The sequence below is a fragment of the Klebsiella sp. PL-2018 genome (assembly GCF_019048985.1).
GTDB classification, from domain to species: domain Bacteria; phylum Pseudomonadota; class Gammaproteobacteria; order Enterobacterales; family Enterobacteriaceae; genus Klebsiella; species Klebsiella michiganensis.
Map to the genome: position 1 here is coordinate 2132801 of NZ_CP077673.1, position 13351 is coordinate 2146151.

General features: G+C 57.4%; 13 protein-coding genes. 7 read left to right on the forward strand and 6 right to left on the reverse strand.

The genetic code is table 11. The annotated features are described in order from the left end of the window. The first annotated feature begins 10 nt into the window (after positions 1 to 10). Entirely contained in the window at positions 11 to 1594 is a 1584-nt protein-coding gene (locus MKleb_RS09905; protein WP_009652039.1) for an MFS transporter, read from the forward strand. Between the two features lie 4 nt (positions 1595 to 1598). Beyond that, the gene (locus MKleb_RS09910) at positions 1599 to 2738 is read left to right on the forward strand and encodes a beta-galactosidase BglB (RefSeq protein ID WP_014229860.1); all 1140 of its coding nucleotides are present in this window, start codon (positions 1599 to 1601) and stop codon (positions 2736 to 2738) included. A 120-nt stretch (positions 2739 to 2858) separates the two neighbouring features. On the opposite strand, the gene argS is transcribed toward MKleb_RS09910, so the two are convergent. Continuing rightward, positions 2859 to 4592, reverse strand: a complete 1734-nt coding sequence (argS, locus tag MKleb_RS09915; RefSeq protein ID WP_025106115.1) for an arginine--tRNA ligase — start codon at positions 4590 to 4592, stop codon at positions 2859 to 2861. A gap of 229 nt (positions 4593 to 4821) precedes the next feature. Between argS and MKleb_RS09920 the strand changes: the two genes are divergently transcribed. Further along, the gene (locus MKleb_RS09920; RefSeq protein ID WP_014838837.1) at positions 4822 to 5391 is read left to right on the forward strand and encodes a VOC family protein; all 570 of its coding nucleotides are present in this window, start codon (positions 4822 to 4824) and stop codon (positions 5389 to 5391) included. A 76-nt stretch (positions 5392 to 5467) separates the two neighbouring features. After that, on the forward strand, positions 5468 to 6211 hold the full coding sequence (gene cutC / locus MKleb_RS09925) for a copper homeostasis protein CutC (protein ID WP_025106116.1): 744 nt from the start codon (positions 5468 to 5470) through the stop codon (positions 6209 to 6211). A 223-nt stretch (positions 6212 to 6434) separates the two neighbouring features. Here the strand turns inward: cutC and cmoB are convergent, their stop codons facing one another. Genes cmoB through MKleb_RS09950 form a run of 5 tightly spaced genes read right to left on the reverse strand, consistent with a single transcriptional unit; the run spans position 6435 to position 10067 of the window. Then, positions 6435 to 7457: a tRNA 5-methoxyuridine(34)/uridine 5-oxyacetic acid(34) synthase CmoB gene (gene cmoB, locus MKleb_RS09930; protein WP_004852151.1), complete on the reverse strand. Its 1023-nt coding sequence runs from the start codon at positions 7455 to 7457 to the stop codon at positions 6435 to 6437. Further along, the gene (cmoA, locus tag MKleb_RS09935; RefSeq protein WP_009652021.1) at positions 7454 to 8197 is read right to left on the reverse strand and encodes a carboxy-S-adenosyl-L-methionine synthase CmoA; all 744 of its coding nucleotides are present in this window, start codon (positions 8195 to 8197) and stop codon (positions 7454 to 7456) included. The genes cmoB and cmoA overlap by 4 nt, the downstream gene beginning before the upstream one ends. Positions 8198 to 8236: 39 nt before the next feature. Next, positions 8237 to 8632: an MAPEG family protein gene (locus MKleb_RS09940; RefSeq protein ID WP_025106117.1), complete on the reverse strand. Its 396-nt coding sequence runs from the start codon at positions 8630 to 8632 to the stop codon at positions 8237 to 8239. A 53-nt stretch (positions 8633 to 8685) separates the two neighbouring features. Next, positions 8686 to 9504, reverse strand: a complete 819-nt coding sequence (locus MKleb_RS09945; RefSeq protein ID WP_014229856.1) for a DUF72 domain-containing protein — start codon at positions 9502 to 9504, stop codon at positions 8686 to 8688. Then, positions 9501 to 10067 carry a hydrolase gene (locus MKleb_RS09950; protein WP_049082802.1) on the reverse strand — a complete coding sequence of 189 codons (567 nt, stop codon included), beginning with the start codon at positions 10065 to 10067 and terminating at the stop codon, positions 9501 to 9503. The genes MKleb_RS09945 and MKleb_RS09950 overlap by 4 nt, the downstream gene beginning before the upstream one ends. Before the next feature lie 268 nt (positions 10068 to 10335). On the opposite strand from MKleb_RS09950, the gene aspS reads away from it, so the two are divergent. Genes aspS through MKleb_RS09965 form a run of 3 tightly spaced genes read left to right on the forward strand, consistent with a single transcriptional unit; the run spans position 10336 to position 13339 of the window. Continuing rightward, positions 10336 to 12123, forward strand: coding sequence for an aspartate--tRNA ligase (gene aspS, locus MKleb_RS09955; RefSeq protein ID WP_004852140.1), 1788 nt, complete (start codon positions 10336 to 10338; stop codon positions 12121 to 12123). 1 nt (position 12124) lies between these two features. Continuing rightward, the gene (gene nudB, locus MKleb_RS09960) at positions 12125 to 12568 is read left to right on the forward strand and encodes a dihydroneopterin triphosphate diphosphatase (protein ID WP_025106119.1); all 444 of its coding nucleotides are present in this window, start codon (positions 12125 to 12127) and stop codon (positions 12566 to 12568) included. Between the two features lie 30 nt (positions 12569 to 12598). Beyond that, positions 12599 to 13339 carry a YebC/PmpR family DNA-binding transcriptional regulator gene (locus MKleb_RS09965; protein ID WP_025106120.1) on the forward strand — a complete coding sequence of 247 codons (741 nt, stop codon included), beginning with the start codon at positions 12599 to 12601 and terminating at the stop codon, positions 13337 to 13339. Positions 13340 to 13351 lie beyond the last annotated feature (12 nt).

Here is a 13351-nt window from a genome sequence, read left to right on the forward strand (position 1 = left end):
ATTTACGGCGATGAAAACACGTAAAATCGGTTTGGTTAACTACCTTGCCTATGGATCGGGCGATTTCCTTGGTGCGGGAACGACCGCACTCACAGCAGCATGGCTGCTCTACTTCTACACCACCTTTTGCGGTCTTTCCCCTATCGAGGCGACGCTTATTTTTGCCACCGCCAGGGTTCTGGATGCGGTAATCAGTCCGCTGATGGGCTTTCTGACGGATAACTTTGGCTCAACCTGGCTGGGGAAACGTTTTGGCAGGCGTAAGTTCTTCATCCTGCTCGGCATCCCCTGCGTGTTTAGCTACTCCATCATGTGGGTAGGGGATATGGGGTTCTGGTACTACCTGCTGACCTATCTTCTTTTTGATATTGTCTACACCATGATTCTGGTGCCGTATGAAACGCTGGTACCGGAAATGACCGATGATTTTAAACAGAAAACCAAATTCTCCGGCGCGCGTATTTCTATGGCGCAGATGTCGGCGATTCTGGCTTCCTTCCTGCCGGGCGTTCTGCTGACTATCTTTGGTAAGGACAACGCCGTTTCTTTCTTCTATGCCAGCCTGGTGTTCTCGGTGCTGTGCGCCATGATGCTGACCTTCGTCTGGTTCTTTACCTGGGAACGCCCGCGTGAAGAGTGGACGGAGGCCGCGCTGCGCGCCGAAGAGGAGAAACAGAACCTGAGCCTGTCGCAGAGTCTTAACCGCCTGTTCATTGAGTTAAGTTCGACCCTGCGCATTAAAATTTTCCGTCAGCATCTGGGTATGTATCTGGGGGGCTATATCGCCCAGGACGTCTTCAATGCGGTCTTTACCTACTATGTGGTGTTTGTCCTGATGCAGGAAGCCTCAATGGCTTCTAACCTGCTCGGAACCATGGCGATCTTCCAGTTTATTGCGGTTATCGCCATGATCCCGCTGTGTATTCGCTTCGGGCCGGCGCCATCGTACCGCATGGTGGTGGTGCTGTTCGGCCTGAGTTCGCTCTCTTACGCGGTGCTGTACTACGCTGGCCTCAGCGATGTCTATTCGCTGCTGCTGCTGATATCCGCAGTGGCGGGCCTGGGCCGCGGCGGCATCAACTACGTTCCGTGGAACACCTATACCTATATTGCCGACGTGGACGAAGTGATCACCGGCCAGCGCCGCGAAGGCATCTTTGCCGGGATCATGACCCTGACGCGTAAAGCTTCCCAGGCCGGAGCGGTGATGCTGGTGGGGATCATCATGCAGATGTCGGGCTTTGTCTCCGGACAGAAAACGCAGCCTTATGAAGTGAGCCATACCATTCTGCTGATCCTCAGCGTGGGCACCTTACTGGTGCTGGCCTGCGGTTTCCTCGTTTCCCTGCGCTTTAAGCTTAATCTGCAAACCCACAGCGTCCTGCGCGCGGAAACGCTGAAAATGCGTGAATCCGGTCGCGCTCAGCCAGAACTGGCCAGCGCCGGGGATCGTGAGGTGGTGGAGATGCTGGCCGGGATGCCGTACGACGCCCTGTGGGGAAACAACAATATTGGTTATCTGAATCGGAATAAACCCGCCGCGCCAGCGCTGAAGCCGCGTTCAGCCATGAATTCGACATATAACAGAGGTTAAGGATATGAAAGTTTGGCCTGTCAAACATAGCCCATTACTGCGCCAGCCGGAGCGTTTTATCGCCCGCAATGAACTGCAGGCGCTGATTCAGAAGGTGACGCACAATCTGGTCAACATTAAGGACGAAAGCGGGCAATTTTTACTGCGGCTGGACGACGGACGCGTTATCGACACCAAAGGGTGGAACGGCTGGGAGTGGACTCACGGCGTCGGCCTGTACGGTATTTATCAGTATTACCAGCAGACCGGCGATACGGCGATGCGCGACATTATTGATGGCTGGTTTGCCGACCGCTTTGCCGAAGGCGCGACCACCAAAAACGTCAACACCATGGCGCCGTTTCTCACCCTGGCTTACCGCTACGAAGAGACGGGCAACCCCGCGTATCTGCCCTGGCTCGATAGCTGGGCGGAGTGGGCGATGAACGAAATGCCGCGCACTGAGTCTGGCGGCATGCAGCACATCACCCTGGCGGAAGAGAATCATCAGCAGATGTGGGACGACACGCTGATGATGACGGTTCTGCCGCTGGCGAAAATCGGCAAGTTGCTTAATCGTCCGCAATACGTAGAGGAGGCGGTATATCAGTTTCTGCTGCACGTGCAGAATCTGATGGACCGTGAGACCGGCCTGTGGTTTCACGGCTGGAGCTACGAGGGGCGGCATAATTTCGCCCACGCTCGCTGGGCCCGCGGCAATAGCTGGCTGACTATCGTTATTCCGGATTTCCTGGAGCTGGTGGATTTACCCGAGAACAGCGCGGTACGGCGTTATCTGGTGCAGGTGCTGAATGCGCAGATTGCGGCGCTGGCCCGCTGTCAGGACGATAGCGGCCTGTGGCATACGCTGCTTGACGATCCTGACTCCTATCTGGAAGCGTCGGCGACCGCCGGTTTTGCTTATGGGATCCTCAAAGCGGTGCGCAAGCGCTACGTGAGCCAGGCGTATGCGGAGGTTGCGGAAAAAGCGATTCGCGGCATCGTGCAGAATATCTCAGCGCAAGGGGAGCTGCTGCAAACGTCGTTCGGTACCGGCATGGGTTCGAATCTGGATTTTTATCGCGACATTCCGCTGACGTCGATGCCGTATGGCCAGGCGATGGCGATCCTGTGCCTGACGGAGTATCTGCGGAAGTATTTCTGAGAAGGGCGGAATTTCCCCGATGGCGCTTACGCTTACCGGGGATACAATGATGCTGCAGGTCTGATGAGCGTGGCGCCATCAGGCGTTATAAACCAAACCCGGCTTTCGCCGGGTTTGGTTTTACATCCGTTCTACGGTTTCGATACCCAGGGTATCCAGACCCAGCTTCAGCGTTTTTGCCGTCAGCAGCGCCAGCTTCAGGCGGCTGTTGCGCGTCTCTTCGCTTTCGGCGCTCAGGATCGGGCAGTGCTCGTAGAAGCCGGAGAACAGACCCGCCAGATCGTACAGGTAAGAACACATCACGTGCGGCGTGCCTTCACGCGCGACGACCGTCAGGGTTTCTTCAAACTGCAGCAGACGGGCCGCCAGCTGGGCTTCGCGCTCTTCGGTGATGACCACCGGCGCCGCCGCCAGCGCGCTTTCATCGATATCCGCTTTGCGGAACACGGAGAGCACGCGGGTATAGGCATACTGCATATAAGGCGCGGTATTGCCCTCAAAGGCCAGCATGTTGTCCCAGTCAAAGATGTAGTCGGTGGTGCGGTTTTTAGACAAGTCGGCATATTTCACCGCGCCGATCCCGACCGCGTTCGCCAGTTTTTCCAGCTCATCGGCGGGCATCTCCGGGTTTTTCTCCGCCACCAGACGGCGTGCGCGCTCCAGCGCTTCGTCCAGCAGGTCGGCGAGCTTCACGGTACCGCCGGCGCGGGTTTTAAACGGTTTGCCATCTTTGCCGAGCATCATGCCGAACATGTGGTGCTCCAGCGGGACGGAATCCGGCACGTAGCCGGCTTTACGCACGATGGTCCACGCCTGCATCAGGTGCTGGTGCTGGCGAGAGTCGATGTAGTAAAGCACGCGGTCAGCATGCAAATTTTCGTAGCGGTATTTTGCGCAGGCGATATCGGTGGTGGTGTAGAGATAGCCGCCATCCTTCTTCTGGATGATAACGCCCATCGGTTCGCCTTCCTTGTTTTTGTACTCATCAAGGAACACCACGGTCGCGCCTTCGCTTTCTACCGCCAGACCTTTGGCTTTCAGATCGGCAACGATACCCGGCAGCATCGGGTTATAGAGGCTTTCACCCATCACGTCGTCGCGGGTCAGGGTAACGTTGAGGCGGTTATAGGTTAACTGGTTTTGCGACATGGTGATGTCGACCAGCTTGCGCCACATTTCGCGGAAGTACTCGTCGCCGCCCTGCAGCTTAACGACATAGCTGCGCGCGCGCTCGGCGAAGGCTTCATCTTCATCGTAGTGTTTTTTCGCTTCGCGATAGAAACCTTCGAGGTCGGCCAGCGCCATTTCACCGGCGTTTTCCTGCTGCTGTTTTTCCAGGTACGCGATGAGCATGCCGAACTGGGTGCCCCAGTCGCCCACGTGGTTAGCGCGGATCACTTTATGGCCGAGAAACTCCAGCGTACGCACCGCGGCGTCGCCAATAATGGTGGAGCGCAGATGGCCTACGTGCATCTCTTTCGCCACGTTCGGCGCGGAGTAATCGACGACTACCGTCTGCGCCTGCGGCTGAGCCACGCCCAGACGTTCCGATTTCAGCGCGCTGCTGACGTTTTCCGCGAGGAAGGCCGGATCGAGGAAAATATTAATAAAGCCAGGGCCGGCGATCTCTACCTTATTGGCAATCCCGCTCAGATCGAGATGAGACAGTACCTGCTCTGCAAGTTGTCGCGGCGCCATGCCCAGTTTTTTGGCAACGGCCATCACGCCGTTGGCCTGATAGTCGCCGAACTGGACTTTTGCTGACTGGCGGACCTGAGGTTCGCAATCGGCAGACGCGCCTGCCGCGATCAGGGCCTGACTGACTTTTTCTGAGAGAAGAGCCTGAATATTCACCGAAACACCTTACGTTAACACGCCGTCACCCTGATGGGGCGGCGCGGGAATGTGGACAAATTAGGGCAGGAGTATACTGCATTTGCACCCACGCGTCAGCACCGCGCGGAGGTTGCTGAGCCTCGCGCTCAACGAATAACCGTTCGCGGGACGCTGCCGGCGATTGCCGGTTGGTCGGTCGCGGAAAACGCGATAGATTAGCGCTTTTTAGCGAGTACCGAGGCTTACGATGGCGAACTGGCAGCAGATAGATGAACTGAACGATATTTCCGCGGACCTGCCGCGCTTTACCGAGGCGCTGAACGCGCTTGCTCACCGGCTCGGTCTCGATATTACGCCCCATGACGCCGACCATATTTCCCTGCGCTGTCACCAGAACGCTACGGCGGAGCGCTGGCGTCGCGGCTTTGAACAATGCGCTACTCTGCTGTCGGAAAATGTCATTAACGGTCGACCCATCTGCCTGTTCAGGCTGGATGAGCCGGTGGTCGTGGCGCACTGGCGTTTTAGCATCGTTGAACTGCCGTGGCCGGGCGAAAAGCGCTATCCGCATGAAGGCTGGGAGCATATTGAAATCGTTCTGCCGGGCGATCCTGAAACGCTCAATACCCGCGCGCTGGCGCTGCTTTCCGATGAAGGGCTGGGCCAGCCGGGCATTTTTGTGAAGACCAGCGCGCCGAAAGGAGAGCGTGAGCGTTTACCGAATCCGACCCTGGCGGTAACGGATGGCAAAGTGACGATCAAATTTCACCCGTGGTCGATTGAGCAAATTGTCGCCAGCGAACACGCTGAACGATAACAGTGTGAAGCGACGCGGCGTCTGCCGGAAGAAATCGTGACATTCTGTAGTGCCTGCCCTATCGACGGAGAGAAGAATGACCTTACTGGAAGTCTGTTGTTACAGCATGGAGTGCGCGCTGGAGGCCCAGCGCCGGGGCGCCGATCGCATCGAGCTATGCGCCGCGCCGCAGGAGGGAGGGCTGACGCCTTCGCTGGGGGTACTGAAATCGGTGCGTGAAGCGGTGACCATTCCCGTTCATCCAATTATTCGCCCGCGCGGCGGTGATTTTTGCTATACCGCCGGCGAATTTGCCGCGATGCTTGATGATGTGGCCGCGGTGAAGGATCTCGGTTTTCCCGGCATGGTGATCGGCGTTCTGGACGCCGACGGTCGGGTGGATAGGGCGCGAATGAAAAAAATAATGGCGGCGGTGGGAACCCTGGCCGTCACCTTTCATCGGGCCTTTGATATGTGCGCCGACCCGCGCCAGGCCAGCGCTGAGCTGGCTGAACTCGGCGTTCAGCGTATCCTGACTTCGGGCCAGCAGTCTTCAGCCGAAAAAGGAATTTCATTAATCAGGGAACTTATTTCCCAAAGCGATACTCCTATTATTATGGCCGGTGCAGGCGTCCGCGCCGCCAACCTGCCGCTATTTTTGCAGGCAGGGGTAAAAGAGGTGCATACCTCGGCAGGCCAGTGGTTACCGTCCCCGATGCGCTTTCGCAATCCCGGACTGTCGATGTCTACGGATGCCGAAGCAGATGAATACTTACGCTACGCCGTCAATGGCGAAGCGGTAGCGGAAATGAAGAAGATTATTTCCGCACAGAGAGATTAAGACCCTAAATAATTCGAGTTGCGAGAAGGCGGCGACGCAGGGGATCCACAGGAGCTTACTCAAGTAAGTGACTGGGGTGAGCGAGGAAAGCCAACGCACATGCAACTTGAAGTATGACGGGGATAAACCGTTTTTTGCTGCACATCATGTCGCCCAATATGATGATTGCCCGTACCAGGCCCCTGCCCATTAAACAGGGGCCTTTTTTTATCCTGAAAACGCGTTAGCCAGGCTGCTTGTCGGCCCGCTTTTTCGCCGCCAGCGACTGTTCTGTTTCCGGTTTGGTGGCAATAAGCACCGCGCGCAGCGGGGCAGGGTAGCCTTCGCGGGTTTTGCTGCTATCCTGCGGATCGAGGAAGTCGGCCAGAGACTCGGTGGTCATCCACTCGGTGCGGCGCTGCTCTTCGGTGGACGTCACGCAGGCGTCGACGATGCGTACATCGATAAACCCGCATTTCTCCAGCCACTGCTTTAGCGCGGCGGCAGAAGGGATAAAGTAGACGTTGCGCATCTGCGCATAGCGATCGCCCGGCACCAGCACGGTATTTTCGTCGCCCTCGACGACCAGCGTCTCCAGCACCAGCTCGCCGCCGGGAACCAGCTGATCTTTGAGCTGCCACAGGTGATCGAGCGGGGAGCGGCGGTGGTACAGCACGCCCATCGAAAAGACGGTATCAAAGGCGTTCAGCGCCGGAAGCTGCTCAATGCCCAGCGGCAGCAGATGCGCGCGCTGATCGTTGCCCAACAGCTTTCGCACCGCTTCAAACTGGCAAAGGAACAGCTGGGTGGGATCGATGCCTACCGCCAGACGAGCCCCGGCGCCAATCATCCGCCACATGTGGTATCCGCTGCCGCAGCCGACATCAAGGATGGTACGTCCGGTGAGGTCGGAAAGGTGCGGCAGTACGCGTTCCCACTTCCAGTCGGAACGCCATTCGGTGTCGATATTCACGCCGTAAAGCGACCAGGGCCCTTTACGCCACGGCATCAGATTCTTCAGCAGGTTTTCAATCCGCAGACGCTGACCGTCGCCCAGCGGCGTTTCGCTCTCCGCGGTGACGCTATGCAGCAGATCCAGTCGGTAGGGCGAAAACTCGGGCAGAAACTCGACGGCCCGCTCCCATTCCCGGTATTTCCCGTGCAGCGCGTCACGCTGCCAGGCCGCCACCTGGGCGGGCAGCGTCTCCAGCCAGTGCGACAGCGGGCTTTTGGCAATTAACTGATAAAAGTTGCTGAAATCAATCATGCCTGGTCCCCGGATTTTACGGCGATTAACGATCCGAAGTTAAAGCACTGGAACCACAGTTCGGCATGTTCGAAACCGGCCTTGCGCAGGCGCGCTTTGTGGGTTTCGACGGAATCGGTGAGCATCACGTTTTCCAGCATGCTGCGCTTTTGGCTGATTTCCAGCTCGCTATAGCCGTTGGCGCGTTTGAAATCATGATGCATGTTGAACAGCAGTTCGCCGACGTTGTCATCTTCGAAGCTGAATTTTTCCGACAGCACCAGCGCGCCGCCCGGATTGAGTCCCTGATAGACCTTATCAAGAATGGCCTGGCGTTCGCCCGGTTCGAGAAACTGGATGGTGAAGTTCAGCACCACCATCGAGGCGTTTTCTATCGTGACGTGGCGAATATCGCCTTCAATCACTTCGACCGGCGTCGGCGCCTTATAGGCGTCAATATGGCGACGGCAGCGTTCGACCATGGCCGGCGAATTATCAACGGCGATGATTTTGCAGCCGGCATGCGCAATATTGCGGCGCACGGACAGCGTGGCTGCGCCAAGCGAGCAGCCGAGATCGTAAACCTGGGTATCCGGCTGAACGAAACGTTCCGCCAGCATGCCGATCATGGAAATGATATTGGAATAGCCGGGAACAGAGCGCTGGATCATATCCGGGAAGACTTCAGCAACCCGTTCATCAAAGGTCCAGTCGCCGAGGCTGGCAATCGGCGCGGAAAAAAGCGTATCGCGGTGAGACATAACGTTAAACCCGAAAAATCGAAAACGGCGTATTGTGCGCTAACGGACGGAGAAAACCAACTCCCAGGGCATATACCAGAAGTTCGCCAGCACCATCAGCAACAACGAACACCACGTCGCGCTCATGCCGGAACGACGCCAGCGGTAAAGACGATGATGAAAGCCATAGGAGTGCATCAGGCGCCCGGCGATCAGTAAAATACCGCAGACGTGGACCATCCAGGTCTGCGCGCCGTTCATTTCCATAAACAGCAGCAGAATCAGGCCAATGGGAATATATTCCACCGCGTTCCCGTGCACGCGTATAGCAACCTGCAGTTCGCTAAAACCGCCGTCGCCGTAGCCAACGCGATATTGCGTCCTCAGTCGTACAACGTCCCAGGAAAACTTAATAAGCAATAACGCACCTAAAACCGCATACAGCGCGCTGACCATACTCAAAACTCCCTTTTATCGCTTCCGGTGGCTCAATTGAGGATAGCAGGATATCAGAAAAGAGAGGTTTGCTGCGGAATTGAAGGTGCCGCCCCTATTTCCGGTAGGGCGGCGCGCAGATCGCTCCACAGGGTGTCGACCAGTTCCGGCGCCTGGGCGATATCCGGGGTATGGAGGAACAGGTACGGCGTGGTTGTCTGCGCCCATTTTGGCAGCGTGCGTAACCACACGCTAAACAGCTCACGATTTTGCGCCATGTCATCGCTGCCGATAAAACGCACCATCGGATGGTGGGCCGTCACCAGCGCATGGACGGGAACTTTTGGCTTCTTTCTTTGCGCGTCGAGCATCGCCGGGCTGCGGGCGACGGCGCTATGAACCGGACGGCTATCCAGGATCACGCGGTTGACGTTTCGCTGATGCAGCCCGCGATTGAGCTGCTGTTCCGCTTCCTCTTTGGCGAAAAACTCCGGATGCCTTACCTCAACGCCGTAGCTGAATTCGCGCGGCAGGCTGTCAAGGAACTGCCAGAGCGCGGGAAGATCCCGAGGGCCGAACGTGGCCGGCAGCTGCAGCCAGTATTGGCCAATGCGCGATGACAGCGGCGCCAGGCGGGTGAAAAACTCGTGGCTTAAGTCGTCGCAGTTGCGCAGCGATGCCTGGTGCGAAATGGTGGCCGGAAACTTGAAGCAAAAGCGAAAATCATCGTGGGTTTGTTCATACCAGCGGCTGACAATCTCAGCTTTTGGTAAAGCGTACAGGGTCGTGTTGCCCTCCACGCAGTTAAAATGGCGGGCATACTCTTCAAGGCTGGTGATACCCAGGCGCACCCACTTCGGGTGCGCCCATTGGGGAAGCCCAATATAGATCATAACGCGGCAAGTACCTCCTCGGTACTGCGCACGCGGGCAATACGCGGGAAGATGTGCGTCATGCTGCCCTGATGCTGTTCAGCCGTTGCTGCGCTGCAGGCGTCTTCAACGAGAATCAGATTGAAGCCCAGCTCCCAGGCGTTGCGCGCCGTCGATTCGACGCCGATATTGGTTGAGATACCGCACAGGATAATCGTATCGATACCGCGACGGCGAAGCTGCAGCTCCAGGTCGGTGCCGTAAAAGGCTCCCCACTGGCGTTTGGTGACTTCGATGTCGCTCTCCTGTTTTCCCAGCGCCAGCGGATAGAACCACCAGTTTTCCGGTAGCGTATGGGCGCCTGCCTGGGCATCGACCGGCTGCTTCAGCGCTTCGGCGAAATCCGCCGACCAGCCAACGCGAACCATGACCACCGGGGAACCCTGCTGGCGGCACTTTTTGGCCAGACTCGCGGCGCGCTCAACCACGTCGTCAGCCCGATGCGGGCCGCCGGCAAACGGTAAAATGCCTTCCTGCAGGTCTATAACCACCAGCGCGGTTTTTTTTGCATTGAGTTCTAACATGATATCCCCGTATCTTCTTCTGTTGTCAGGTCGCTACAATACCGTTGCCGATCTCGCCCGAGGGTAACAAATTTTGTTAATTTTTGTGAGTACAAGCAATAAGCGCGCAGCAAAGCAACGCTGCGCGCTGCGCCGGGCTTATCGTGCGCCATAATTTCCAGTATAATAGCCGCCTTTTTTCATTCAGTTGTGACATCAGCTAAAGCTGCGACCTCGTCGCCTGCAAGACAGGCAACAATCCGCCTGCGGCTAAGTTAAGGGATATCTCATGCGTACAGAATATTGCGGGCAGCTTCGTCTGTCCCACGTAGGGCAGCAAGTGACTCTGTGTGGTTGGGTCAACCGTCGTCGTGATCTCGGTAGCCTTATCTTTATCGATATGCGTGACCGCGAAGGCATCGTACAGGTGTTTTTCGATCCGGATCGTGCCGACGCATTAAAGCTGGCCTCTGAACTGCGTAATGAGTTCTGCATCCAGGTCACCGGTACCGTGCGCGCGCGTGACGAAAAAAACATCAATAGCGATATGGCCACCGGCGCCATCGAAGTGCTGGCATCGGATCTGACGATTATCAACCGCGCTGAAGCGCTGCCGCTGGACTCCAACCACGTCAATACCGAAGAAGCGCGTCTGAAATATCGCTACCTGGACCTGCGTCGTCCGGAAATGGCGCAGCGCCTGAAGACCCGTGCGAAAATCACCAGCCTGGTGCGCCGCTTTATGGATGACCACGGTTTCCTCGACATCGAAACGCCGATGCTGACCAAAGCCACGCCGGAAGGCGCGCGCGACTACCTGGTCCCATCCCGCGTGCATAAAGGGAAATTCTACGCGCTGCCGCAGTCTCCACAGCTGTTCAAGCAGCTGCTGATGATGTCCGGTTTTGACCGCTACTATCAGATCGTTAAATGCTTCCGCGACGAAGACCTGCGTGCCGACCGTCAGCCGGAATTTACCCAGATCGATGTGGAAACCTCCTTCATGACCGCCGGGCAGGTGCGCGAAGTCATGGAAGCGCTGGTGCGCAACCTGTGGCAGGAAGTGAAGGGCGTGGATCTGGGCGATTTCCCGATCATGACCTTCGCCGAAGCCGAGCGCCGCTACGGTTCTGACAAACCAGACCTGCGTAACCCGATGGAGCTGGTGGACGTCGCCGATCTGGTGAAAGCGGTGGAATTCGCCGTCTTCGCCGGCCCGGCTAACGACGCCAAAGGGCGCGTTGCCGCGCTGCGCGTACCGGGCGGCGCTGCGCTGACCCGTAAGCAAATCGACGAATACGGTAAGTTTGTCCAGATCTACGGCGCGAAAGGGCTGGCCTATATTAAAGTAACCGAGCGGGCGAAAGGCCTTGAAGGCATCAACAGCCCGGTGGCTAAATTCCTTAACGCCGACATCGTTGAAGCGATCCTTGAGCGCACCGGCGCGCAGGATGGCGATATGATCTTCTTCGGCGCGGATAACAAAAAAGTGGTCGCCGACGCGCTGGGCGCGCTGCGTCTGAAGCTGGGCAAAGACCTGAACCTGACCGACGAAGACAAATGGGCGCCGCTGTGGGTTATCGACTTCCCGATGTTTGAAGACGACGGCGAAGGCGGCCTGACCGCGATGCACCATCCGTTCACCTCGCCGAAAGACATGTCCGCCGCCGAGCTGAAAGCCGCGCCGGAAGACGCGGTGGCTAACGCCTACGATATGGTCATCAACGGCTATGAAGTGGGCGGCGGTTCCGTGCGTATTCACAGCGGTGAGATGCAGCAGACCGTGTTCGGCATCCTGGGCATTAACGAGCAGGAGCAGCGCGAGAAGTTTGGCTTCCTGCTGGACGCGCTGAAATACGGCACCCCGCCGCACGCGGGCCTGGCTTTTGGCCTCGACCGTTTGACCATGCTGCTGACCGGTACCGATAATATCCGTGACGTTATCGCCTTCCCGAAAACGACCGCAGCCGCTTGCCTGATGACCGAAGCGCCAAGCTTCGCTAACCCGGCATCGCTGAGCGAACTCGGTATTCAGGTGGTGGCGAAAGAGGCAAAAGAGTCTCTGGAGAATAAGTAAGATGTCATTCAAGCTCCCCGTTTCCGTACTGGTGGTGATTTACGCCGAAGATACGAAGCGGGTGCTGATGTTGCAGCGGCGCGACGATCCCGCGTTCTGGCAGTCGGTTACCGGCAGCCTGGAAGAGGGAGAAACCGCGCCGCAGGCTGCCGCGCGTGAAGTTATGGAAGAGGTCGCCATCGATGTTGCCAGCGAGCAGCTGGCTTTGGTTGATTGTCAGCGTACGGTAGAATTCGAGATATTTTCTCATTTACGTCATCGCTATGCGCCGGGCGTTGAGCGCAATACGGAGTTTTGGTTCCGTCTCGCGCTCCCCCATGAACGCCAGATTGTCTTTACGGAACATCTGGACTATCGCTGGGTTGACGCGGCGGAAGCCGCCACGTTGACCAAGTCCTGGAGCAACCGGCAGGCGATTGAAGAATTTGTAATTAACGCCGCCTGAAAGGGCGCGCTTTTTTTTGGAGAGTTTTTTATGGCAGGTCATAGTAAATGGGCCAACACCAAGCACCGCAAAGCGGCACAGGATGCCAAGCGCGGTAAGATCTTTACGAAAATTATTCGCGAGCTGGTCACCGCCGCGCGTCTGGGCGGCGGCGATGCGGGCTCTAACCCGCGTCTGCGCGCGGCAATCGACAAAGCGCTGAGCAACAACATGACCCGCGACACCCTGAACCGCGCTATCGCGCGCGGCGTCGGCGGCGATGATGATGCGAACATGGAAACCATCATCTATGAAGGTTACGGTCCTGGCGGCACGGCGGTAATGGTTGAATGTCTGTCCGACAACCGCAACCGTACCGTGGCGGAAGTACGTCATGCCTTCACCAAAACCGGCGGTAACCTGGGGACCGACGGTTCCGTTTCCTACCTGTTCAGCAAAAAAGGCGTTATCTCCTTCGAGAAAGGCGACGAAGATGCGATCATGGAAGCGGCGCTGGAAGTGGGCGCGGAAGACGTTGTGACCTATGACGACGGCGCGATTGACGTTTATACCGCCTGGGAAGAGATGGGCGCGGTACGCGATGCGCTGGAAGCCGCCGGCCTGAAAGCGGACGCCGCTGAAGTCTCGATGATCCCGTCAACCAAAGCGGACATGGACGCGGAAACTGCGCCGAAACTGCTGCGTCTGATCGATATGCTGGAAGATTGCGACGACGTGCAGGAAGTTTATCATAACGGCGAGATCTCTGATGAGGTCGCCGCAACGCTCTAATGTTGCCGACCG